25 protein-coding genes are annotated in these 24963 nt (G+C 51.7%); 18 read left to right on the forward strand and 7 right to left on the reverse strand.

The genetic code is table 11. The features are described 5' to 3' along the window. The first annotated feature begins 11 nt into the window (after positions 1–11). The 6 genes from KNQ08_RS12870 to KNQ08_RS12895 all read left to right on the forward strand — a co-directional run bounded on the left by KNQ08_RS12870 (position 12) and on the right by KNQ08_RS12895 (position 7371). Complete coding sequence (locus tag KNQ08_RS12870) at positions 12–2135, forward strand: alpha-galactosidase (RefSeq protein WP_214806057.1); 2124 nt, start codon at positions 12–14, stop codon at positions 2133–2135. Then, the gene (locus KNQ08_RS12875; RefSeq protein WP_214806058.1) at positions 2132–3304 is read left to right on the forward strand and encodes a galactokinase; all 1173 of its coding nucleotides are present in this window, start codon (positions 2132–2134) and stop codon (positions 3302–3304) included. The genes KNQ08_RS12870 and KNQ08_RS12875 overlap by 4 nt, the downstream gene beginning before the upstream one ends. Next, positions 3305–4303 carry a UDP-glucose 4-epimerase GalE gene (gene galE, locus KNQ08_RS12880; protein ID WP_214725013.1) on the forward strand — a complete coding sequence of 333 codons (999 nt, stop codon included), beginning with the start codon at positions 3305–3307 and terminating at the stop codon, positions 4301–4303. It begins immediately after the preceding gene. Between the two features lie 29 nt (positions 4304–4332). Further along, entirely contained in the window at positions 4333–5829 is a 1497-nt protein-coding gene (locus KNQ08_RS12885; RefSeq protein WP_064300596.1) for a UDP-glucose--hexose-1-phosphate uridylyltransferase, read from the forward strand. After that, positions 5826–6830: an aldose epimerase family protein gene (locus KNQ08_RS12890; RefSeq protein ID WP_214806059.1), complete on the forward strand. Its 1005-nt coding sequence runs from the start codon at positions 5826–5828 to the stop codon at positions 6828–6830. Before KNQ08_RS12885 ends, KNQ08_RS12890 begins: the two co-directional genes overlap by 4 nt. Positions 6831–6960: 130 nt before the next feature. Next, positions 6961–7371, forward strand: coding sequence for a VOC family protein (locus KNQ08_RS12895; protein WP_214806060.1), 411 nt, complete (start codon positions 6961–6963; stop codon positions 7369–7371). Here KNQ08_RS12895 and KNQ08_RS12900 read toward each other — a convergent pair. The 7 genes from KNQ08_RS12900 to KNQ08_RS12930 form a co-directional block, all read right to left on the reverse strand. Further along, on the reverse strand, positions 7345–7845 hold the full coding sequence (locus KNQ08_RS12900) for a methylated-DNA--[protein]-cysteine S-methyltransferase (RefSeq protein ID WP_064300599.1): 501 nt from the start codon (positions 7843–7845) through the stop codon (positions 7345–7347). The two genes, KNQ08_RS12895 and KNQ08_RS12900, sit on opposite strands and share 27 nt — an antisense overlap. A 78-nt stretch (positions 7846–7923) precedes the next feature. Then, positions 7924–9321 (reverse strand): dihydrolipoyl dehydrogenase family protein, encoded by a 1398-nt coding sequence (locus KNQ08_RS12905; RefSeq protein WP_214806061.1) that lies wholly within the window; start codon positions 9319–9321, stop codon positions 7924–7926. 1 nt (position 9322) lies between these two features. Next, positions 9323–10540, reverse strand: a complete 1218-nt coding sequence (locus tag KNQ08_RS12910) for a dihydrolipoamide acetyltransferase family protein (protein ID WP_214806062.1) — start codon at positions 10538–10540, stop codon at positions 9323–9325. Between the two features lie 13 nt (positions 10541–10553). Then, positions 10554–11552, reverse strand: coding sequence for an alpha-ketoacid dehydrogenase subunit beta (locus KNQ08_RS12915; RefSeq protein WP_214806063.1), 999 nt, complete (start codon positions 11550–11552; stop codon positions 10554–10556). Between the two features lies 1 nt (position 11553). Then, the gene (gene pdhA, locus KNQ08_RS12920) at positions 11554–12603 is read right to left on the reverse strand and encodes a pyruvate dehydrogenase (acetyl-transferring) E1 component subunit alpha (RefSeq protein ID WP_214806064.1); all 1050 of its coding nucleotides are present in this window, start codon (positions 12601–12603) and stop codon (positions 11554–11556) included. A 13-nt stretch (positions 12604–12616) separates the two neighbouring features. Further along, positions 12617–13759, reverse strand: coding sequence for a Glu/Leu/Phe/Val family dehydrogenase (locus KNQ08_RS12925; RefSeq protein ID WP_214806065.1), 1143 nt, complete (start codon positions 13757–13759; stop codon positions 12617–12619). A gap of 37 nt (positions 13760–13796) precedes the next feature. After that, positions 13797–14198: a thioesterase family protein gene (locus KNQ08_RS12930; protein WP_214806067.1), complete on the reverse strand. Its 402-nt coding sequence runs from the start codon at positions 14196–14198 to the stop codon at positions 13797–13799. A 331-nt stretch (positions 14199–14529) separates the two neighbouring features. Here KNQ08_RS12930 and KNQ08_RS12935 point away from each other — a divergent pair, with 331 nt between their 5' ends. The 12 genes from KNQ08_RS12935 (at position 14530) to paaX (ending at position 24925) form a co-directional block, all read left to right on the forward strand. After that, complete coding sequence (locus tag KNQ08_RS12935; RefSeq protein ID WP_214806069.1) at positions 14530–15807, forward strand: phenylacetate--CoA ligase family protein; 1278 nt, start codon at positions 14530–14532, stop codon at positions 15805–15807. Between the two features lie 18 nt (positions 15808–15825). Beyond that, positions 15826–16797 carry a 1,2-phenylacetyl-CoA epoxidase subunit PaaA gene (gene paaA, locus KNQ08_RS12940; protein ID WP_087681930.1) on the forward strand — a complete coding sequence of 324 codons (972 nt, stop codon included), beginning with the start codon at positions 15826–15828 and terminating at the stop codon, positions 16795–16797. 14 nt (positions 16798–16811) lie between these two features. After that, positions 16812–17156: a 1,2-phenylacetyl-CoA epoxidase subunit PaaB gene (gene paaB, locus KNQ08_RS12945; RefSeq protein WP_023466991.1), complete on the forward strand. Its 345-nt coding sequence runs from the start codon at positions 16812–16814 to the stop codon at positions 17154–17156. Then, the gene (paaC, locus tag KNQ08_RS12950; RefSeq protein ID WP_023466993.1) at positions 17153–17938 is read left to right on the forward strand and encodes a 1,2-phenylacetyl-CoA epoxidase subunit PaaC; all 786 of its coding nucleotides are present in this window, start codon (positions 17153–17155) and stop codon (positions 17936–17938) included. Before paaB ends, paaC begins: the two co-directional genes overlap by 4 nt. A gap of 14 nt (positions 17939–17952) precedes the next feature. Continuing rightward, positions 17953–18447, forward strand: coding sequence for a 1,2-phenylacetyl-CoA epoxidase subunit PaaD (gene paaD, locus KNQ08_RS12955; RefSeq protein ID WP_149426766.1), 495 nt, complete (start codon positions 17953–17955; stop codon positions 18445–18447). Between the two features lie 15 nt (positions 18448–18462). Next, complete coding sequence (locus KNQ08_RS12960) at positions 18463–18786, forward strand: EthD family reductase (protein WP_023466996.1); 324 nt, start codon at positions 18463–18465, stop codon at positions 18784–18786. Beyond that, positions 18764–19543, forward strand: a complete 780-nt coding sequence (locus KNQ08_RS12965; protein WP_214806071.1) for an enoyl-CoA hydratase/isomerase family protein — start codon at positions 18764–18766, stop codon at positions 19541–19543. Before KNQ08_RS12960 ends, KNQ08_RS12965 begins: the two co-directional genes overlap by 23 nt. A 5-nt stretch (positions 19544–19548) precedes the next feature. After that, a complete protein-coding gene (locus KNQ08_RS12970) occupies positions 19549–21057 on the forward strand; it encodes an aldehyde dehydrogenase family protein (RefSeq protein WP_023466998.1) in 1509 nt (502 codons plus the stop codon). 74 nt (positions 21058–21131) lie between these two features. Beyond that, a complete protein-coding gene (locus tag KNQ08_RS12975) occupies positions 21132–21998 on the forward strand; it encodes a 3-hydroxyacyl-CoA dehydrogenase (RefSeq protein ID WP_214806073.1) in 867 nt (288 codons plus the stop codon). Beyond that, entirely contained in the window at positions 21995–23203 is a 1209-nt protein-coding gene (locus tag KNQ08_RS12980; RefSeq protein ID WP_214806075.1) for an acetyl-CoA C-acyltransferase, read from the forward strand. Before KNQ08_RS12975 ends, KNQ08_RS12980 begins: the two co-directional genes overlap by 4 nt. After that, on the forward strand, positions 23200–23967 hold the full coding sequence (locus KNQ08_RS12985; RefSeq protein ID WP_214806077.1) for an enoyl-CoA hydratase-related protein: 768 nt from the start codon (positions 23200–23202) through the stop codon (positions 23965–23967). Before KNQ08_RS12980 ends, KNQ08_RS12985 begins: the two co-directional genes overlap by 4 nt. 73 nt (positions 23968–24040) lie before the next feature. Continuing rightward, on the forward strand, positions 24041–24925 hold the full coding sequence (paaX, locus tag KNQ08_RS12990; RefSeq protein WP_050678965.1) for a phenylacetic acid degradation operon negative regulatory protein PaaX: 885 nt from the start codon (positions 24041–24043) through the stop codon (positions 24923–24925). Positions 24926–24963: the final 38 nt, after the last annotated feature.

Here is a 24963-nt window from a genome sequence, read left to right on the forward strand (position 1 = left end):
GGAAGAGAACCATGGCAATCTTTGAAGTAGCAGGACGTCGTTTCGTCATCGAAGGTAAACGGGTCGCTCACGTCGTCACGATTGGTGCGAACGGTAAGCTGATTCACACGTATTTCGGTGCCAAGTTACCATATCGAGATGATTATGAAGCATTACCGAGTCCGATCGTCGCACACAGTTCATTTGAATCACCAGATGGCGTCGCGACGTACGATTTCGTACCATTCGGCGAGATGTTGTACACGGAGCCAACTTTGAAATCGGAACGAGAAGATGGACAACGGATTCACCAGTTCCAATTTGAACGCTCCGAGCAGACCGAAACGAAATTGACGCTCTGGCTGTTTGATCCCTTGCAGGAGATGCGTGTCGGAGTGCAGTACGAAGTGTTCGCTGATTATGACATCATCGGTCGTTCGATCGTCGTCGAAAACACGGGACGATTACCTGTTCGTTTGACAGCAGCCCAGTCCTTTGCGATGGGTCGCTGGCATCAACCAAATTTAAAACTGCATCATTTCGCTGGGATGTGGACAGGTGAGTTCAAGAAACAGATCACACCAGTGACACCAGGGCGCCAGACGATTGAAAGTCGACGTGGAGTGACAAGTCACCAAGCGAATCCTTGGTTCGCACTTGAACAGGATGCGACAGAAGACAGCGGTGAAGTCGTCTACGGACATTTTGCTTATTCCGGCAACTGGGCGATTCACGTCGAACAAGATGCGTTCGGTTTTGTCCAACTATCAGGTGGCATGAATCCGTTTGACTTCAGTTGGAAACTATCACATCAACAACAGTTGACGACACCAACGTTCTACATCGGCTATGCGGACGGTTTCGCGGATATGAGCGCTCATGCGCATGCGTTCCAGCGTGACGTCATCATGCCACGTGCGACCGATCGTCCTGTTCTTTATAACTCATGGGAAGCGACGTATTTCGATGTCACGGAATCTGGTCAACGTGAACTCGTTGATCTGGCAGCAGGAATCGGTTGTGAGCTGTTCGTCGTCGATGACGGTTGGTTCGGTGAACGCCATTCCGATCAAGCGGGACTCGGGGACTGGCACGTTAATCGGGAAAAATTCCCGAACGGTCTAGAGCCTTTGATCTCGTATGTGAAACAACAAGGGTTACAATTCGGTCTTTGGGTCGAACCTGAGATGGTCAATCCGGATTCTGATCTATACCGGTCGCATCCAGACTGGATTTACCATGCGCGCGATGCAGTCCGGACGACATCTCGGAATCAATACGTCTTAAACCTTGGATTACCAGAAGTCGAGCAATTCATTCTCGAGATGATGGATGATTTGCTGACGCGTCATGCGATTGACTACATCAAATGGGATATGAACCGTGCCTTCTCGGAACCAGGCGTTCCAAAAGACCAGACGGATCGACAGCAAGAACTGTGGAAACGTCACGTCGATGCATTGTACCGGATCTTTGATGAATTGCGTCGCTTGCATCCGACGGTCGACTTCGAAGCCTGTGCCGGTGGTGGCGGACGGATCGACCTTGGAATCCTCTCACGGACAGAACAAGTCTGGACGAGTGATAACACCGATCCACTCGATCGCTTACAAATTCAGCATGACTTCTCGTATGCCTACAATGCGAAAATGATGAGCTGTTGGGTGACGGACGGACCGAACTGGTTAAATGGACGCAACGTACCACTTGCGACACGCTTCGTCTCCTCGATGCAAGGCACACTCGGCATCGGTGGTAACTTAAGCGAGTGGTCAACGGATGAACTTGCGGAAGCAAAAGGCTGGATCGAGACATATCAAGCGATTCGTCCGACGATCCAACGCGGCATCCAGTACCGCCTATCTGCTTTTACACAACAGACGCCAAGCGTCATGCAGTATACATCAGAAGAAGAAATAGTCCTACTTGCGATCGCGCCACTTCGACAATACGGAGCACATCAGTATCACTTCAAGCTAAAAGGACTCGACCCAGCAATGCGTTATCAAGTCGAGGACCGGACGTTAAGCGGCGCTTATTTGATGCAACAAGGCTTAACATTCTCATACACGACGGACTATGAAGCCCGCTGCTTGCGGATTCAGCCAGTCCACCGTGCGCTCTCACTACTCGAATCAAAGGAGACGATCGTATGACAGACCAGACGTTAGAAGCACAATTTGAACAGCGGTTTGGCTCACCGTCGACGCATCGCTTCTTTGCACCAGGACGGATCAATTTAATCGGCGAGCATACGGATTACAATGGTGGTCACGTCTTTCCGTGCGCGTTGACGTTCGGTACACATGCGATCGCACGAAAACGAGACGATCAACGCTTCCGCTTCTACTCGTTGAATTTCGAGCAGGATGGCATCATCGAAGTCACGCTCGACGAACTCGCGTATGACGCGATGCACGGTTGGGCGAACTACGCGAAAGGTATGATTACAGTTTTACAAGAAGCAGGATACCGGATCGATACAGGATGCGACATCCTGATTCAAGGTGATATCCCGAACGGGGCTGGTCTTTCGTCATCGGCTTCGCTTGAACTCGTCGTCGGTGTCTTGCTCGACCGATTATACGGATTAGAGATTCCGCGTCTTGATCTCGTCCGCTTTGGTCAACAAGTCGAAAACCGTTATATTGGCGTCAACAGTGGTATCATGGATCAATTTGCGATCGGCATGGGAAAAGCGGGAGCGGGCTTGTTGCTCGATTGTGAGACGCTCGATTATACGTATGCCCCACTCGATTTGACGGGGTATACGATCATCATCATGAATACGAACAAACGCCGTGAACTGGCGGATTCGAAATACAATGAGCGCCGGGCGGAATGCGAGACAGCACTCGCTTATCTCAATCAATTCACGCCACGGGAAGCACTCGGACAATGGACGACGTCAGAATTCGCAAAAGTCGCATGGGAAGACGAACGTTTGATGCGTCGCGCACGCCATGCGATTTCAGAGAATGAACGAACACTTCAGGCACTAGCAGCACTTGAAGCGGGAGAACTGACGACGTTCGGTCAGTTGATGAACGCGTCACACGTCTCGTTACGGGAAGATTATGAAGTGACAGGGATTGAACTCGATACACTCGTCGAAGCCGCTTGGGAACAACCGGGCGTGCTCGGCGCACGGATGACAGGTGCTGGTTTTGGTGGCTGTGCGATTGCGATCGTTGAAGACGAAGCAGTCGACGCGTTCAAACAAGCTGTCGGCGAACACTATGAAGCACGGATCGGATACCCGGCGACGTTCTATACGGCGACGGTCGGTGACGGAGCACGTGAAATCGAACGGGAGGTCATCTAAATGGCAACGTTAGTCGTAGGTGGAGCTGGTTATATCGGCTCCCATGCCGTCTATCAATTGATTGATGCCGGAAAGGATGTCGTCGTCATCGACCATCTGCAGTCCGGTCATCGTGAAGCGGTTCACCCGCAAGCACGTTTATATGAGGGAGATATACGCGATCGTGCTTTTCTCGATCGCGTCTTTACGGAAGAGACGATTGAACAAGTCGTTCATTTCGCTGCTTTTTCACTCGTTGGCGAGTCGATGACGGAACCATTACGCTACTTTGATAACAACGTTTACGGGACACAAGTGTTGCTCGAAGCGATGATCGCGCACGACATCAAACAGATCGTTTTCTCTTCGACGGCAGCGACATACGGTGAACAGGAACAGATGCCGATTCTCGAAACAGCGGAAACGCGTCCGACGAATGCGTATGGCGAGACGAAGTTGATGATGGAGAAGATGATGCGATGGTCTGCACAAGCGTATGGCTTACGTTACGTCGCGTTACGCTACTTCAATGTCGCCGGTGCACGGGCAACAGGTGAAATCGGAGAAGACCATACACCAGAAACACATTTGATTCCGCTCGTCCTTGAAGTAGCCAACCGACAACGGGCAGAAATTTCGATCTATGGCGATGATTATCCAACGCCGGATGGCACGTGCATTCGCGATTACATCCATGTTGAAGACTTGATTGATGCCCATGTACGAGCACTCGATTATTTAGCGGACGGCAACGACAGCGCAGTCTTTAACCTCGGTTCAAGCCAAGGGTTTTCCGTGCGAGAAATCATCGAAGCAGCCCGTCGCGTAACGGGACACCCGATTCCGGAACGCATCATTGAACGTCGTGCAGGGGATCCGAGTATCTTAATCGCCGGATCCGCCAAAGCAAAAGAAGTTCTCGGCTGGACACCACAACGCACCGACATCGAAACGATCATCCGTGATGCTTGGAATTGGCATGCGCACAATCCAGAAGGGTACCGGACGAGCGTTCGTTAAAGAGAGACAGAATGAGGAGAGTGACGGCGATGAATGAACTCATCCAACAGTTAGTAGCGCAAGCAATCCAGGAACGCTTGATTGAACCGGAAGATGCGATCTACGCCCGGAACCGGATTCTAGCGCGGGTCGGTCAAGCCGATTTTGAAGAACAGGCAGACGTACCATCTCGCCCGATTCCAGATATCTTGGATGACATGATTGAAGTGTTGATCGTAAGTGGGCAGTTGCCGGCGCGTCTTGAAGACAAAGAGCAGTTCGCAGCAGATGTGATGGATATCTTCGTCGCTCGTCCGTCTGACGTGACAGCGGCATTCCGTCGTCTGTACGCTGAATCACCGATAGCGGCGACGGATTATTTTTATCAGCTCAGTCAAGCAAGTAACTATATTCAAACGAAACGGATTGCTAAAAATAAACGTTATCAAGCAGAGACGGCTTATGGGACGATCGATGTCACGATCAACTTATCGAAGCCGGAAAAAGATCCACGTGAAATCGCAGCAGCTCGGACGGAGGTACCGACGACGTCGAACTATCCGACCTGTCTGTTGTGCGTCGAAAACGTCGGTTACGCGGGCCGTGCGAATCATCCAGCCCGAGCAAATCACCGAATCGTTCCACTGACACTGCTGGAAGAACCGTGGGCATTACAATACTCACCGTACGTCTATTACAACGAACATAGCATCATTCTGTCACAGGAACATCGTGACATGGTCATCAATCGGGATGCGTTTGCACGTCTGCTAGCCTTCGTCGAGCAGTTCCCACATTACTTTGCTGGTTCGAATGCGGACCTGCCGATCGTCGGCGGATCAATCCTGACGCATGATCATTATCAGGGCGGTCGCTATACGTTTGCGATGGACCGGGCAAACGCTTTAACATCCTTTACGTTCCCGGATCAGCCGACAGTCACTGGCGAAACCTTACACTGGCCACTGAGTGTGTTGCGTCTGAAGAGTGAAGATGCGTCGGCACTACTCGATGCTGCGACGACCGTCTATGAGACGTGGTTGACGTATACGGATGAGAGCCAAGAGATCCGTTCACATACCGGTGAGACGCGACACAATACGGTGACGCCGATCGCCCGTCAACGTGATGGACAATTCGAGCTCGATCTCGTCTTACGGAACAACCGGACGTCAGCAGAACATCCGGACGGTATTTTCCATACGCATGCCGATATTCACCACATCAAGCGGGAAAATATCGGTTTGATCGAAGTGATGGGACTGGCGGTCTTACCGGCACGCCTGCTCCAAGAGTTGCAACAGGTCGAACAGTTCATCACAGGTGAAGTCGACGAAGTAGCTGTCGCTCATGCTGACTGGGCGCAAGAACTAAAACAAGCATATGACGGTCAAGATGTCACGATGTACGTCGAGCAAGCGGTTGCTGCGAAATTCGTACGTGGTCTCGAAGACTGTGGCGTCTTTAAACAGACGGAAGAAGGTCAGGCGGCGTTCGGGCGATTCGTTCAACTCGTGACGCGCCAACCGGTGGAGGAACAACGATGACACAACTACTTGAGAAAGAGTTGATCCGACATACGTTACGCCAGGAAGGCATCGAAGTGACACTCTGGAACTACGGCGGCATCATCCAAGATATCCGGACGACCGATCGGGATGGTCATTTAGAAAGTGTCGTCCTCGGTCTTGAGACGGTGAACGATTATCAACAGCACTCGCCTTACTTCGGGGCAATCGTCGGACGCGTCGCTGGTCGAGTCGGACAAGCACGCTTCGAAGTAGCGGGAGAGGTTTATCCGCTCGTCGCAAACGACGGTGCGAATCATCTGCATGGTGGGATTCACGGATTCGATCAAGCATGGTTCGATGTCATCGAAGCGACGGATACATTGTTCCATTTGCGCTTGAACAGTCCGGATGGAGAAGAAGGTTATCCGGGAACGGTCACACTCGACGTGCATTATCGATTAGAGGGAACGACACTGACGCTTGAGATGACGGCCGTGACGGATCAGACGACACCACTCAATCTGACGAATCATACGTACTTCAACTTATCGGGAGATGCGAAGCGGGATGTGTTAGATCACGTCTTGACGTTACCAAGCGACTGCTATTTACCGGTCCAGCCAGACGGCTTACCGACAGGGGAACAACGGGACGTCTCCGGAACCCCGTTCGATTTCCGGAACGGTCAGTCGATTCGTGACGGGATTGCGCTGGAGCACCCCGAGACGATTGCTGTTGGAGACGGCTACGATCATCCCTTCGTGTTACGGGATGACACACTACGACTCGCAGATCCGGTGTCCGGTCGTTTCGTCGACGTCACGACGAATCAGCCGGCGGTCGTGCTCTATACCGGAACGCAACTGCTGACCGATTATACGGTTCATGGTGTTCCTGCTCGACCATCACTTGGTTTATGCCTTGAAACGCAAGTGCATCCGAATGCAGTCCATGAATCTGATTTTCCATCAATCTTGTTGTCACCCGGTGAGACCTATCACTGGAAAACAGCTTATCGCTTTGGCGTAGTGTCTTGATGGATTCGAAGAAAAAGCCCCACTTTCCGTGTCTGCTTGGACAGGAGAGTAGGGCTTTTTGTGTATAGAAGGAAATCGGGAAGAAAAGTGCGAAAGGTGATACTAAAGCATAATGAAAGGAGGGCTTTCCATGCAGTATGCCGCTACTCCTTGTCTCGTTTTTGCGGGACAAGCCAAGCAGGCGATCGTGTACTACGAAAACGTATTTGCGATGACACGTCGGCGTATCATAATGGATGAAGCAGGAGATACGGTCTATCACGCACATTTATCCAATGGCGCGTTTGAATTGATGCTCTGGGACGAGGGTGACGCACCGAATACCTCTTCTTCGCTCCATCTGTTATTGACTTTTACGTCGCTTGAAGAGCTCGAGCAAGTGTATCTGCGATTAACGACAGACGGTCAAATCGTCACACCCCTTGCGGTAGCAGACTTTGGAGGTTGGTATGCGCAAGTCCGCGACCCGTTCGGGATTCTGTTCGCTCTATCGTTCAGCGAAGAGGGACGAGAATCAGAGGCGTTGCTCGAGCGCGAGTAGTGTCCGCTTCATATTCAGACCGCCATGATAGCCGAGCAGATCGCCTTTTTTGCCAATGATCCGGTGACACGGAATCGCAAGCAGTAATCGATTTTTCCCAATTGCCGTGCCAATCGCGCGAGTCGCGTTCGGCCGGAAGAGACGTTCCGCGATATCGGAGTAGGTGGCGGTTTGACCGTACGGTACCGCGCGTAAAGCATTCCAGACTTCAAGTTGAAACGGGGTACCGACTGGTGCGATTGGAAAGGACAGTGTCGTCGACTGCTGATTTAGATAAGCTAGTAGCTGCTCCGTATATGGAGCAAGCGCGGTATCAGAAGCAATCCGATCGGCTCGGGGGAAGTGTTTCCGCGACCAGTCGTCGAATAAATCCTCCGGTTCATCCCAAGCGCCGACATAACAGAGACCATCTGCTGTAGCAGCGACCGGAAACGTATGCGTATTCCAGTGCAAACGAGTGAAGTACAGTTCCATGACATGTTTTCCTTTCTACACGAAATGAAGTGATGAATCCAAAAGAGGTGCTTCTGACGCAGAGGCACCTCTTTTGGATTACGCGCGCGAACCGACTTGTTGCCGCGGTGGAAGATGGATCGATTGACCAAATAAGGCTTCCATCGATTCCGTCAAGGCTTCGCTTCGACTCGGATGGGCCATGACAGGGAAGAGAAGATCCTCCCGTTTTGCTGTCAGTTCCAGCGCTTGTGTGAATTGTCCGACGAGACGATGAGCATCGTCCCCGATCATGTGAATACCAAGGATCAGTGATGTCTGCTCGTCAGCGATGACCTTGACGAACCCACTGCCACCTTCGATCGTCGTCGCTCCGTTTGCATTCAGTGGGAATTGTCCGCTCTGAACAGCATGTCCGGCTTCGACTGCATCTTGTTCTGTCATCCCGACCGAAGCGATCGGTGGGAAGGTCCGTAGAACCGTCGGATAATACGGTGTCGTTGAATCGACGTCTTGACCGGACAGATGCGCTGCCGTCCGCTTCGCTTCATGAATCGCACGGATGGCGAGCTGTGGACCCGGTGTGACATCACCGATTGCGTAAATATGCGGTTGATTCGTTCGTCCATTTACATCAACTGGAATCGTCCCGTCTTCTGCAAGCGTCACACCAATCCGTTCGAGACCGAGTGTCAAACTGTTCGGGATCCGGGAAAGGGACTGGAACAGATAGGCACCCTGATAGGCGACTTCTTCTCCGTTTTTCATGACGGTGATGGTCGCGTCCGATGAAGCCTCGATACGTGTTACGACATCCGACACGAGACGGATTTTTTGTTTTTTGAATGTCCGCTTCAGTTCCTTTTCAAGGCTTGGTTCGAGTGACAATTGATCCGCGAACAACGTCACCTCTGTCCCAAGTGCATGGAAACAGGCGGCCGCTTCGAGTGCTAGCGTGTCAGATCCAATGATCAATAAGCTCTCTGGTAGTTGCTCGAGTTGATAAAGCTGTTCGGCATTCAAGCGGCACGATTCCTCGTGCTGGATGCTGTGACTACCGGTCGCAATGATAACGTCTTGAAACCGGTACGTATCGAACTGATGTCCCGACTCGACGCCGATCCGGTCCTCTGACAGGAAGGAGGCTGCACCAGAGATATGCTCAATCTGATTCGCCTGACAGAGGGCGACCACTCCTTGACGTAATTGTTGCACGACACGATTCCGGTAAGCATTCAGTTTACTAAAATCATGGACAGCAGGGGCGGTGAATCCAAGGTCTTCAAGATGCGGCAAGCGTAACATCTCTTCTGCCGCATGCGCATAGACCTTGGACGGGATACAGCCTCGGTTCAGACAAAGTCCACCGAGTTCAGCTTGTTCAATCAATGTAACGTTTCGACCGCCTTGTGCAGCACGGATCGCTGCCGTATAACCTGCGGGACCTCCACCGATGATCAGAAGATCCCGTTCTTGTGTAAGTTCGCCAACAACCATGTTAGATCAACTCCAAAAGTAGGGTAGTCGGATGTTCAATCAGTGACACGAATCGGTTCGTAAAGGCAACAGCCGTTGCCCCGTCCGCGACACGATGATCGAACGACATCGACAAATTCATCATCGAGCGAACGACGATTTGATCATTCTCATCGACACAGGCTCGTTTTTTCGTCTTATGGAAAGCAATCAGTGCTGTCTCCGGATAGTTGATGATTGGTGTTGCTCCCGTACTGCCGAGCGGACCGACATTACTCATCGTAAAAGTGCTTGGTTTTAAGTCCGCTGCGCGCAAGGCACCGTTTTGAGCACGTTGTTGCAACGCGACCAATTGTTCATGCAGTTCCGTCAGTGAGAGCTGATCGGCATGACGGATGACCGGAACCATCAACCCGTCCGGTGTTTCGGTTGCCATGCCAAAGTGGAAATCCTGCTCTAATCGAATACATGCATTTGCTTCATCGAGTTTGGCATGAAAGACAGGATACTCTTTTAAGGCAACAATCAAGGCTTTAATGAAGAAGGCGTTGATGTTGATGTTTCGTCCAGCTGTTTTCCATTCGGCACGTAGTGCAAGCAAACGCGTCATATCGACTTCTTCGAAGTGAGTGACATGGGGAATCGTGTACAGCGACTGGGTCATTTTTTTCGCGATTTGCTTGCGAATGCCGCGGAACGGAATCGTTTCCGGTGAGGTCTCTTGGTACGTGACCTCTTCAATAATCGGCGCAACTGATTCTTGTGGAGCAGTAGCAGTCTGGACGAAGCGAAGCACATCGTCCTCCGAGACGCGACCTGATGGATCGGAAGCCGTGACAGTTTCGATATCAATCCCGTGATCACGAGCGATTTTTCGTGTATATGGTGTCGCAAGGACCCGTTTTGCTGGAGAAACTTGAACAGGTGGGGCGGTGACAGCAACCGATGCTGGTTCAGGAGCGGGCGACGCTTCAGGTGTTACCGCGACTGGCATGTCGGAAGCGTTACTTGCTTCGATGTGCAATAACGTCGTACCGACTTGCACTGTCTGACCGACCGGGATGATGATTTCCTTGACGATTCCGGAGACGGGAGCCGGTAGTTCGGCGACCATCTTATCGGTCGCGACTTCGACGACCGGTTGATCCGTCGTGACATGGTCTCCGACTTGAACGAGATAATGGGCGATTTCACCTTCTGTCATTCCTTCACCGACATCATGCAATTTAACTTCGATCATGGCATTCAGCTCCTTAAAACTCGACCGTACGCTGAATCGTCGCAAGGACACGTTCTGGCGTCGGAATGTAATGGTCTTCTAGGGCGAACAGTGGAACCGGAACATCAAAACCGGTCACGCGGGCAATCGGTGCCCGTAAATAAAGAAACGCCGTATCGTTGATCAACGTCACGAGATCATTACCGAGACCACCCATTGCTGCGGCTTCATGAACGATGACGGCACGACCCGTCTTTTGAACGGAAGCAGCGATCGTTTCCCGGTCGAGCGGATAAAGCGTTCGTAAGTCGAGGACTTCGCAAGTGATGCCGCGTTCCTGAGCAGCCGTTGCTGCCTTTTGGGCTACTTGAACCATTGCTCCCCAGGCGATCAACGTCACGTCCGTCCCTTCGCTGACGCAGCGCGCTTTTCCGATTTCAACGGTATACGATTCGCTCGGTACGACTTCTTTGAATGAGCGGTAACTGCGCATCGACTCAAGGAACAACACGGGATCTGGATCTTCAATCGCAGCAATCAATAACCCTTTTGCATCGTATGGCGTCGCCGGGCAGACGACCTTGAGACCAGGCATCGATGTAAAGAGCGCTTCTGTGCTGTCGGAATGGATTTCCGGGGCCCGGATGCCGGCACCATAAGGCGCACGGATGACCATCGGCACACTGTACCGTCCCATCGTTCGCATCCGGATCCGGGAGACGTGCGTCATGATTTGTTCATAGGCAGGGTAGATGAAGCCGAGAAATTGAATCTCGACGATCGGTTTAAAGCCATTGATGGCAAGACCGATCGACGTACCGACGATGCCGGCTTCACTGAGCGGTGTATCGACGATCCGGTCTTCCCCGAACTCTTCCTGTAAGCCGTCCGTCGCTCGGAAGACACCACCGTTTTTTCCGACGTCTTCTCCAAGGACGAGGGTTGTCTCATCCTCCGACAATTTTGTCCGCAGGGCATCCGTGACAGCTTGAACGAGTGTCATCTCTGTTTGACGATTGATTGGTGTTGCCATCTCATTTCCCCCTTGCTAGCAGATACGCTTCTTTTTGTTGCTGGACATCAACCGGTAAGGTCGCGTACGTATGGTCGAACAGATCATTGACGTCTGGTGCCTTGAATTGCTCCATCGCAGTTACTGCCGCTTCGACTTCTGCCTGGTGCTGTTCCTGCAGCTGTTGCATCCAGGTTTCGTCAAAGTAGCCTTGATGTTTTAAGAACTGTTCAAGTCGATCGAGCGGATCGACCCGGTCACGCGAGCGAGCTTGATCACGGTATTTCGTTGGATCATCTGCTGTCGTATGCGCACCAAATCGCCATGTGACGGCTTCAATCAATGTTGGTCCACCGCCAGAACGGGCACGCGCAACGGCTGCTTGCATCGTGAAATAGACGGCAAATGCATCGTTCCCATCGATTCGGACGCTTGGCATCCCGTAGGCGATCGCTTTTTGTGCGATCGTTTCGGAATGCATCTGTTTTTCGATCGGAACAGAAATCGCGAATTGATTGTTTTGGTTGAACAGAATGACTGGTGCTTGGAAGACACTCGCGAAGTTCATCCCTTCGTGGAAGTCGCCTTCAGACGTCGCCCCGTCACCAAAGTAGGCGACCGCGACGTTCGTCGTACCTTTTCGTTTTTCCGCCCACGCGGCACCGACGGCATGCGGAATTTGCGTCGCAATCGGTACGGCAGGAGGGAAGATGTGTTTCTCAGATGGCACGCAACCTTCGACACGACCGTTCCAGTAGAGAAGCGTCCGCACCATGTCGGCACCGAACGTCAACGTCGCACCGTGATCTCGGTACGTCGGGAATAACCAGTCCTGCTCTGACAACGCCAGTGCACTACCGACTTGCGCCGCCTCTTGTCCTTCGAACGGTGCATAAGTGCCGAGGCGCCCTTGACGTTGTAAGTTGATCGCCTTCCGGTCGAACGTCCGGATCCGGTGCATCTGTTCATACAGGGTGAGGGCGAGCTCTTTCGTCAAATCGTGTTCTTTTGAGGCGTCGATGATACGACCTTCTTCATCGATGATGCGTTGAATCGGAAAATGTTGCTCCATGTCAGTCCCTCCTTCAGTGGTTACGGATATCCCATTTTGGTTTTGTCGTATTCGTAAAGATGTTGTTGTGTTTTGCCCGGATCTGCATCCGTTTTTCACACATCCGGTTCGCGGCTTCGACCGTTGTGATGTTTTCTGCTTGCGACTCCTTGAAGACTTCGAGCACGGCGTCATAGATGTGACGCGTCTTCAGGAGGACCCGTTCGTGATTTGCTCCGTACAGTTCGTCAGCGACTTGGATCAATCCACCACCGTTGACGATATAGTCTGGTGCATACAAGATGCCGCGATCCATCAAGACGTGAGCGAGCTGTTCATCTGCAAGCTGATTGTTCGCCGAACCGCAGATGGCTTTGCACGGTAAGAGGGCGATGTTTTGAGTATGAATGACACCGCCATATGCACATGGAACGAAAATATCAGCGTCTGTTAGATGGATTTCGTGAGGCGAGACGACGCGAACCGTGCCAGGTGCCATTTCGGCTTGGGTCACGATTGCTGCGAGCGCTGCTTCGTTGACGTCTGAAACATAAATCGTCGCACCGGCGAGTAACAGTTGTTCGGCGACCTTGAAGCCGACCTTTCCAAGTCCTTGAATCGCATAAGTCGCGCGACTTAAGTCGTCCGAACCGAATAACGTCTCGATTGTCGCCCGGAGTCCATAGACGACACCTTCAGCCGTCGGGATCGATGAATCGCCACTTCCGCCAAAGGCTTCCGGAATGCCGACGATCCGTGACGTCTCCCGACTAGCATGAACGAAGTCATCCATCGTCGTACCCATGTCGGTTCCGGTGTAAAAACGTCCGCCGAGCGAATCGACGAAGCGACCGAAGGCACGAAAAAGCTCTGGTGATTTATCTGTTGCCGGATTACCGATGATGACGGCTTTACCACCACCAAAATCAACATCAGCGGCAGCGCATTTATACGTCATGCCACGCGACAGGCGGAGGACATCGTCAAGTGCTTCATCGACAGAAGCGTAAGGCGCCATGCGGCAACCACCGAGAGCGGGACCGAGCGTCGTATCGTGGATGGCGATGATCGCTTGTAACCCTGATACAGGGTCGTTGCAAAAGACGACTTGTTCGTGACCCGCGATTTTTTCCATGATCGAGAGCGTTGGATTCGTAGATGGGTTTAACATGTTCATAGTAGAGTCCTCCTCTATCAAATATAAGTAAGCGCTTTCATTTTGTTGGAGCATTCACTTGCAATTTTTCTTGAATCCGGCTTTTTTCTAAAATGAATTGTGTCACTTCTCCTATTCCAATGATCGATTGTCCGTCTCGGACTTCAATGTCAGCGTCAACGCGACGTGCTGTGACGCGTGTTACTGTAGCGGTCACGATCAATCGTGCGCCTTCAGCTGCCATGCCAAGATGCTTCAACGAAACCGCACCCCCGACACCTTCTTCGTCTGCCTCTAAGTAAGGCAGGATGAGTTGACGTGCTGCCCATTCCATATGGTAGACCATCGAAACGGTCGAGTATGCGGGATGAACCAATTGACCTTCAAACCGTGCAAACATATCTTGCGAGACGACCGCTTGAATCTCTGCTGTATCCCCGACAGCTAAACCTGGCTTCATCGTGATCCCCCTTCACTACAACGAATCCTCATTCAATCAAGTGGTCTTACCAAAAATAGTATAACACTTGTCACACGATATTTTATCAACCCGTTACAAAATGAGCAAATCATTTCAGAAATATTTTCCAAAAAAAGACTCTCAATCATAGAAAATAGCTTTATAAACCAATTGATTTACTGATAAAGTGCGTTGAAGTGATAAAGTGAGAATCGTTTGGGAGCATTTAACAAAACAAGATTGACAACATTGTGAACGTATCGTACGTTAAACATATAACTAAAAATAAACGACCGTTTAATTATTGTATACATGATGAGGAGGTGCAGGTATGTACGATCAACATCACGAAACGATGAATGCGCAAACGCGGGAGCAGCTACAGATGGAGCAATTACGTCAAACGATGGAACACGTCACGCGCGTCCCGTTCTATCAAGAACGTCTGCAGACATTGCAGATGACGGCACATGATTTTCAAACGATCGAAGATCTACAAAAATTTCCCTTCACACGCAAGCAAGATTTACGCGATCATTATCCGTTCGGGCTATTTGCCGTCGAACGAGAACAGGTCACCCGAATTCACGCCTCGTCTGGTACGAGTGGTAAACCGACTGTCGTCGGGTATACGCAAGAAGATTTAGACGACTGGGCAGATGCCGTAGCACGGAGCTTAGTCTTAGCCGGTGGTTCACCAGCTGACTTGTTGCACAATGCATACGGCTACGGACTGTTCACAGGTGGACTCGGTCTTCATGCAGGTGCTGAAAAACTAGGTATGACAATCTTGCCGATTTCCGGCGGCAATACGGATCGCCAAATCACGTTAATCGAGGATTTCCGACCGGATGGCATCTGTGGGACACCTTCTTATATCTTGCGATTAGCAGAACGCATGATCGAACGGGGCATCGATCCACGAAAGACAAGCATGCGTTACGGCATCTTCGGAGCTGAACCCTGGTCCGAAGAGATGCGTCAGACACTCGAACAGACCTTTGATCTACAGGCATTCGATATTTATGGACTCAGTGAAATCATGGGACCAGGTGTCGCGATGGAATGTCAGGAGCAGGCAGGTCTGCATATCATGGATGACTTATTCATTACGGAAGTCATCGATCCCGTTACGGGGGAACCGGTACCAGATGGCATGGTCGGGGAACTCGTTTTTACAAGCTTGAAAAAGAAAGCGCTTCCGATTATTCGCTACCGGACGGGTGACTTAGCATCGATCACGCATGAGGCGTGTGCTTGTGGTCGGACGACGGCACGGATGTCACGTGTCAAAGGTCGGACAGACGACATGCTGATCATCCGAGGGGTCAACGTCTTTCCGTCAGAAATCGAGCGAGTCTTGCTCCAACAACCGGACGTGACGCCACATTATCAAATCCATCTCGTGCGTAAAGCGGGACTCGATGCCGTTGAGCTACATATCGAATTCGAAAATATCTCGGAGCAACAAAGGCGTTCGATATGTGACGCCATCAAGTCGGAATGTCTCATTTCTATTGATCTCGTCTGTCACCCGCATCAAGGGTTACCACGATCGGAAGGGAAAGCTGTTCGAATCGTTGATCGACGCTCGACATCACTCGTCTGATTCAAAGGAGGAACTAGCATGTATGATGCAACACAACTGTTCGAACCCGTCCAACTGACGGAAGAGGAAAAATTGGCTCGCTTTAAGGAGCGGATCGAGCAAGGTGAAAAAATCGAAGCCGATGACTGGATGCCTGCTTTTTACCGGGACACGCTGATTAAATTGATTTCGATGCACGGTATCAGTGAAATCATGGGTGCACTTCCGGAAAAAGAATGGGTTCCAAAAGCACCATCACTTCGCCGGAAGCTCGGCATCATGGCGAAGGTCCAGGATGAGATGGGGCATGGACAACTGTTGCTTCGTGTCGTCGAGGATTTGATGAAACCGTATGGCAAGACACGCGGGGATTTGATGGATGATTTGTTCACAGGACGATTGAAGTTCCACAACGTCTTCCACATGCCGACGCGATCATGGGCCGATGCCGGGATGATCGGTTGGCTCGTCGATGGCGCGGCGATCATCACGCAGACGAACATGCTCGGTGCTTCATATGGACCTTACGCACGGGCTTTACAACGGATCTGTGCGGAAGAGGTCTTCCATGCGCAACACGGAGAGTCGATCATCATGGCACTCGCGGAAGGAACACCGGAACAGCGGGCGATGATTCAGGAATCACTGGATGAGTGGTGGGAATCCTTGTTGATGTTCTTTGGACCAGCCTCGAAAGAGACGACCGGGACATCAAAACAGGACGTGACGATCGCTTATAAGATTCGGACGAAAACGAATGAAGAGCTCCGACAAAACTTCTTTACGAAGTACGTGCCACGGATTCGTTCACTCGGACTCGTCATTCCGGATCCGACGTTACGTTTTGATGAAGAGACAGGGCAATGGGAATATGCGCAGCCAGACTGGACAAAATTCAAGACAATCATCCAAGGGGGAGGACCACGTTCGAAAGAGCGACTGGATCTGCGCCGGACATCTTACGAAAATAACGCCTGGGTACGGGATGCACTCGCTGAAACGAAGGCATGAGAGGGGAAAGCACGATGAACGAGACGTTTTATCACGAATTCGAAGTCTTTAGCAAACGGACGCCGAACGCGGCGTTCACCCATCAATTCAGCTTGCTCGCTCCGAACAAGGAGATGGCACTGTTGATGGCGCAAGAAAACTTCATGCGCCGGGAACCGGTCGTCGACATCTGGGTCGTCAAACGCGAAGATATCCGTGGTTTATCACCCGATGAGAAGCAGATGCTCCAACGCCTCGATAATAAGGACTACCGGACAACGAAAGGGTACGGCTACTTGAAGAAAAAATGGCGTCATTACGAGCAACAGATGCTCGATGAAAAAGAGATCATGTCTTGGCAAGGAGGCGATTCCAAATGACGGAACAAGAACGGACGGCACTCGCTTCCTTACTCTATCAACTCGCGGATGATGATTTCCTTTACGCGTATCGTGGTTCGGAATGGCTCGGACTCGCACCGCATATCGAAGAGGACGTCGCTTCGTCGTCGATTGCGCAAGATTCGATGGGACACGCGGCGATGTATTACCAACTCCTCGAAGAACTCGGCGAAGGAAATGCTGATGCATTAGCTCATGTCCGACTGGCGCATGAACGAAAGAATTCGATTCTCGTCGAACGTGTCAACGGACCTGGCTACTACATGGAGAAGCCTGAATATGACTGGGCATTCGCCGTCGTACGGAACTATTGCTACACGGTCGCGAAAAAGATCCGGATTGATGCTTTGAAGTCGAGCAGTTATGAGCCACTTGCTACGGCTGCCGTCAAGATCAACATGGAGTTGTACTATCATTTGCTGCATTGGCAAACGTGGTTTACCCAGCTTTATCAATCGACGGAGACAGCGCGGCAGAAGATGGATGCAGCCCTAGAAAAAGTCCTCTATGACTTCGGTGACATGTTCGATTATGGCGAACACGGTCAATTGATCGAAGAGATGCGGTTAATCGAAGGGCAAGGCATTTTACTCGATCGTTGGTATCAGACGATCACACCGTTACTCGTCGAATTGAACGTGACGCTTCCGGAAATGCAGATGACGCGTAACGGGCGGGACGGCGATCATACGGAAGATTTGAATGACGCGCTTGCGACACTCGGAGAAGTTTACTTGATTGATCAGACGGCGACGTGGTGAAAGGAGAGGGAAGCATGACGACGACACTCCAGGATGCAATCCGGGAAGCCCTGAACGGGGTGAAGGATCCGGAAATTGATAGCGTCAGTATTTTAGATCTTGGCATGGTCGAGACGATGGACGCGGAAGCGACAGAGCATGGTTACCTGGTGCGCGTCACGCTTCTCCCGACGTTCCTCGGTTGCCCGGCGCTTGAAATCATAAAAAAAAACACCGAATCTGCCTTGCAGGTGATTCCAAATGTCGAACAGGTCGACGTCCAGTTCCGGTTTGATCCACCGTGGACATCGGACCGAATCACGGAACAAGGCATGCAAGGATTGAAGGCATTCGGTATCGCTCCTCCTCGGTTTGAGCAAGGGAAGTGGGAGATTGACTGTCCGTATTGTGGATCGACGTATGTGACGATGGAAAACTTATTCGGACCGACAGCATGTCGAAGTATTCTCTACTGTAAATCGTGTAAAAATCCATTCGAGGCGATGAAACCCGTCTCTACTCTCATGTGAAGGAAGGTAATCAATATGGCAAAATTAATCGCACTGTACAAACATCCGGAAAACAAGGAAGCATTCGATCAGCATTACTTTGAGGTCCATGGTCCATTGACAGCAAAAATTCCAGGACTGCAAGAAATGAATGTCACGAAAATCGTCGGCTCACCAATGGGCGGAGACGGAAAGTATTACTTGATGTGCGAGATGGTCTATGAAAGTCAGGAAGCGATGCAAGCAGGCATGCGTTCGCTCGAAGGAAAAGCGTCTGGGAAAGACTTGATGAGCTTTGCGGGGGATCTCGTCACATTGATGATTGGTGAAGATGTCCATGCCGACACAACAGTACGTTAAGACGGAAATGATCGATCGGATCGGTCGGATTCGACTCGACCGAACGGCACGATACAATGCGCTGAACCGGACGATGGTCCGGGAAATCGTCGAGGCGATGGAGACATTCGACCGAGACGAACGGGTGACGGTCATCGTCTTGACCGGAAACGGAAAATCGTTCTCAGCGGGCGCCGATATCGAGGAGATGCTCGAGGCGACACCGATCTCGATGGAACTCCTCGATCCGTTCGCAGACTGGGACCGGATCAGTCGAATCAAAAAGCCGATCATCGCGGGTGTCCACGGTTTCGTCCTTGGCGGAGGCTTTGAACTGGCACTCGCTTGTGATTTAATCTACGCCGATCCCGAGACACAGTTCGGATTCCCGGAAGTCGGACTCGGCGTCATGCCAGGAGCAGGCGGGACGCAGCGCTTGACGAAATGCATCGGTCGGACGCGAGCGCTCGAGTGGCTCTTCACCGGAGACCGGATGAAGGCAGAGGAAGCGGAACGACTCGGTATCATCAACCGGGTGACGGCTGATGTCGAAGCGACGGTGCTGGCGATGGCAGAGCGGCTATCGAATCAACCGAGCATGGCGTTGCGACTGATCAAGGACGCAGCAAACAAAGCCGTCGATTTATCGTTACAGGATGGGATGGAGCACGAACGCCGTAACTTCTATCTCTTGTTCGCGACAGCCGATCAAACAGAAGGCATGCAAGCATTTCTCGAAAAACGATCACCGATTTTCAATCAACAGGAACAGGAGTGAATACAATGTCGACAGTACATGAAAAAACACTTGAAATGAAACGGTCCGTCTATCATTTGCTCATTAATGGCGAACAAGTCGAGGGTGCAACAGGCGAGACGTTCAAAACATACAATCCGGCAACGGGCGAAGTGATCGCGGAAGTTGCAAAAGCATCGAAGGAAGACGCCGATCGCGCCGTTCAAGCCGCGCGCGATGCGTTTGATCACGGGAAGTGGAAGATGTGGCCGGTCGGGCGTCGGGCACAAATCTTGAATAAGATTGCGAGCATCATGCGTTCCCGCTTCAACGAAATCGTCGAACTGGAGATTCTTGATACAGGGAAATCACTGGCAGCGGCGCAAGGACAAGTCACGCAAGCGATTGAAGACTTTGAGTTCTATGCGGGTGCGATCGTCGGTCACCGTGGTGTCGTCAATAACGTACCGGGACAATTCCATAACTACACGGAAAAAGAAGCGGTCGGTGTCTGTGCACAAATCATTCCGTGGAACTATCCGTTAATGATGGCAGCTTGGAAAGTCGCACCAGCAATCGCCGTCGGTTGCTCGGTCGTCGTCAAACCAGCGACATTGACACCATTGACAGCGATCATTCTCGGTGAGATTTGTCTAGAAGCTGGGGTACCAGCAGGTGTCGTCAACGTCATCCCGGGATCCGGACGCGAGATCGGCAACCATCTCGTCGAGCATCCTCACGTCGATAAAGTCGCCTTCACGGGCTCGACGCCAGTCGGTAAAGACATCATGGGACGTGCGTCCGAGACGCTAAAACGGGTCACGCTCGAACTCGGTGGGAAATCACCGAACATCGTCTTTGAAGATGCGGACGTGACAGCAGCCGTTGATGGTTCGTTGTTCGGAATCTTCTATAACAGTGGTCAATCGTGTGAAGCGCGCTCGCGCCTGTATGTCCACGAAGAGATCTACGAAGCGTTCATGGAACAATTCGTCGCGAAGACAAAACAACTCGTCCTCGGTAACCCATTCGATAAAGGGACACACGTTGGAGCGATCATCGACCAACAGCAAGTCGACGTCATCGATGGATATGTCCAGTCGGCGAAAGCGGACGGCGCAACGATCGTCACAGGAGGTCATGCTTCAGCACCAGAAGGATACGAAAAAGGATTCTGGTACGCACCGACGATCATTACCGACGTCACGCACGAGATGAAAGCGGTCAATGAAGAAATCTTCGGACCGGTCGTCGTCGTCATGCCGTTCAAAGATGAAAAAGAAGCGGTTCGTCTAGCAAACGATACATCGTTTGGACTCGGCTCAGCTGTTTGGACGAAAGATGGCGCGAAAGCGACACGTGTCGCGAATCAAATCAAAGCCGGCATCGTCATGGTCAACTGTCCGTTCTCTGCCTTCCCGGGCACACCGTTTGGTGGCTATAAACAATCGGGCTTCGGTCGAGAACTTTGTATCGAGACGCTTGACCTGTACACAGAAACAAAAAGTATCTTGTCGTATTACGGCAGTCGTCCACTCAATCCGTTCGGACTATAAGCAAGAGGGAAGGCTGGAGTTCCGTCGGGAAGTCCAGCCTTTTTTAACAGCACAGGGGATAAGGGGGAATTCAGATGGTAGAACAAATCGTCGTCGTCGGATCCGGCGTCATGGGACGTGGTATCGCTTATGTGGCCGCACACCGCGGATTTCAGGTGACACTCGTTGATATTAAAGAAGAATATGTCGAAAGTGCCTATCGAGAACTCGAACGCATCGCAGAGAAAGGAATCACGCGAGGGAAGATGTCCGCGAATGAGGTCGAGGGACTGTTCGATCGACTGCATCTGTCGACCGACCTAGCTGAGGCAGCACAACAAGCGGATCTCGTCATTGAAGCAGTACCGGAACAACTCAGCATCAAACAGCAAGTCTTTGAAACGCTAGAAGCGAATGCACGTCTGGACTGTTATTTCGCAACGAACACGTCGACGATGAGTCCGACGGAGATCGCCTCCTTTACGAACCGGGCGGACCGGGTCATGGCGATGCATTTCTTCAATCCGGTCCATCTGATGCCACTGATCGAGCTCGTTCGTGGTCTTGAAACATCGGATGAGACGGTCGCAGCTCTTGAGCAGGTAGCGCGTCAGATGCAGAAGGAAACGGTCGTCATCCGTGAGTTTCCTGGGTTCGTGACTTCGCGGATCAGTGCGCTCGTCGGAAACGAAGCGTTCTACATGTTACAAGAAGGACTCGGAACACCAGAAGAGATTGATAAAGCGATCAAACTCGGCTTAAACTACCCGATGGGACCATTCGAACTCGGGGACTTGGTCGGACTTGATACTCGGCTCCACAACTTAAAGTATCTGCATGAGAAGCTCGGCGAAAAATACCGTCCAGCACCACTACTCGAACAGTATGTCAAAGCGGGTCGACTCGGTCGTAAGGCAGGTCGTGGTGTCTATGATTATACGAATCGCGAGGTGACATCATGAAACGGGTCGCCATCATCGATGCCGTTCGGACACCGATCGGTCGCTATAACGGCGCGTTGCGTCAGGTTCGTCCGGATGATTTAGGAGCACGCGTCATCGAAGCGTTGCTTGAGCGTAATCCAAAAGTCGATCCGAAGACGATCGAGGAAGTCATTTTCGGCAATGCGAATCAGGCGGGAGAAGACAATCGTAACGTCGCCCGGATGTCGGGACTACTAGCTGGTCTACCGGTCGAAGTCGCCGGTACGACGATCAATCGATTATGTGGATCAGGACTGGATGCCGTCATCGCGGCAGCGCGTGGGATTGCCTTAGGTGAAGGTGATATCTATATTGCTGGTGGAACGGAAAGCATGACGCGTGCGCCGTTCGTTCTCGCGAAGCCAGATCAAGCCAACCCACGTGGCAATCAGACGATGTACGATACGACGATCGGTTGGCGCTTCGTCAATGATCGTTTAGCAGATCAATACGGAACGGATTCGATGCCGGAGACAGCCGAGAACGTCGCCCGTCAGTACGGGATTTCACGAGAAGCGCAGGACGACTTTGCGTTTGAAAGCCAACGACGCGCGAAACGAGCGATCGAGGCAGAGCGCTTCACGGACGAACTGGTTGCGGTCACACAAACGGACCGGAAAGGCAACGTCAGCGTCTTTGACCGTGATGAACATCCTCGTCCTGAGACGACGCGTGAGAAACTGGCGACACTTCGTCCGTTATTCCCAAGTGGTACCGTGACGGCGGGGAATGCATCTGGTGTCAACGACGGTGCGTCGGCACTTTTATTGATGAGTGAAGAAAAAGCGAACGAACTCGGTTTGACGCCACTCGGGTATTACCGGGCGAGTGCGACGGCTGGGGTTGAACCTGCCATCATGGGAATCGGACCGATTGACGCGACGGAAAAAGTTCTCCGGCGGGCAGGGTTGACGGTCGAACAGCTCGATCAAATCGAGTTGAACGAAGCGTTTGCGGCTCAAAGTCTTGCCTGTATCGAAGCACTTGGTTTACCAAGCGAAAAGGTTAACGTCAACGGTGGTGCGATCGCTTTCGGTCATCCACTCGGTGCGAGTGGAGCTCGGATTTTGACGACATTATTGCATGAGATGCGCCGGACGAACCGGACGTATGGTCTCGCGACGATGTGTGTTGGAGTCGGACAAGGGATCGCACTCGTCGTCGATCGGGAGGGACTCGTATGATTCACTTAGAACGAGAAGGCTATATCGCAATCGTCCGGATTGATCGCCCGGAACGTTTGAACTGTCTCGATTATCCGACGCTTGTCGCCTTGCAAGAACAGGTCGATGCGTTATCGGTCGACCCGGAAGCGCGGGTCGTCCTGTTTACGGGAACGGGGAAAGCATTTAGCGCAGGTGCCGATTTAAAAGAACGCGTGCATTTAAACGAAGAAGAAGTCCGACGCAATGTCCTTGCGATCCGCAACGTCTTTACGTCGATCGCACAATTGCCGCAACCAACAATCGCAGCCGTCAACGGTCACGCGCTCGGCGGTGGGTTCGAGTGGATCCTTGCCTGTGATTTCCGTTTTCTCGTCGAGGATGCACTCGTCGGCTTGACGGAGACCAACTTCGGGATCATTCCAGGAGCCGGTGGAACACAACGCTTGCCACGACTGATTGGGGAGACGCGGGCAAAGGAATTGATCTTCACGGCGAAAAAAATCGATGCGATGACAGCAGAACGGTACGGACTCGCGACAGCCGTTGTTGCCCGGGAAGCGTTGATGACGACGTGCTTTGAGTTTGCTAATCAGATGTTACAGAACGGACCAATCGCCTTGCGCCAAGCGAAGCGAGCGATTGATCAAGGGCGGGATGTCTCACTCGAACAAGGACTACAGCTCGAAACAGAGGCTTATGAAGTTGTCATTCCGACGGCTGATCGTCAGGAAGCGCTACAAGCCTTCGCTGAAAAACGACCACCACGCTTTGAAGGAAGATGAGGATGGTCGACGTTTGAAATAACCCGTATACTAACGATACACACTATGAACGACTGAAGAGAGAGTGAATACCATGAGTGCGAACACCCAATCGATGATCTTTACGATTTACGGCGATTACATTCGCCATTACGGCAATCAAATCTGGGTCGGGAGTTTAATTCGACTCGTCAAAGAGTTCGGACATAACGAACAGGCCGTTCGGGTTGCTGTGTCCCGAATGGTTAAACAAGGCTGGCTCGTCTCCGAGAAACAAGGAAATAAAAGCTTCTATTCATTGACACCACGTGGGGTGGAACGGATGGAGGAGGCCGCACGCCGGATCTACAGATCAACACCGCACGACTGGGACGGGAAGTGGCGGACGCTGATGTACACGATTCCGGAGGATAAACGCCAGATTCGTGATGAGCTCCGCAAAGAACTGACGTGGAGTGGGTTTGGCAACTTATCGAACGGGGTTTGGATTTCGCCGAACCCACTTGAAAAAGAGGCGGAACGATTGATCGAAGCGTACGAGATCGAAGAGTATGTCGATTTCTTCGTCGGTGAATACCATGGTCCGAAGCAGGATCAATCCCTCGTCGAGCGTGCGTTCCCGCTGGAAGAATTGCAGGAGCGTTACGAGACGTTCATCACGGATTACAGCCGGCAATACATCGTCCATCAAAGTCAGCTCCAACTCGGAGAAATGACGGATGAACAGTGTTTCGTCGAACGGACGATGCTCGTACATGAATACCGGAAGTTTCTATTCACGGATCCCGGATTACCGCAAGAACTGTTACCAGATGCGTGGAGCGGACATCATGCGGCGCTCTTGTTCGAGCAATATTACCGTTTGCTCGCACAACCTGCGAGTCGGTTCTTCGAATCAATCTTTGAAGAGACACACGATGTGTCGCAACGCAGTGCCTCGTACGACGCGGCGGAACACCCGCTGTTTGCAGAGCGGTGAGCATATATTTGAATGAAAAGAGCGGGACGGATCAGTTG

The sequence above is a fragment of the Exiguobacterium sp. s46 genome (assembly GCF_018618875.1).
GTDB classification, from domain to species: Bacteria; Bacillota; Bacilli; order Exiguobacteriales; family Exiguobacteriaceae; genus Exiguobacterium_A; species Exiguobacterium_A abrahamii.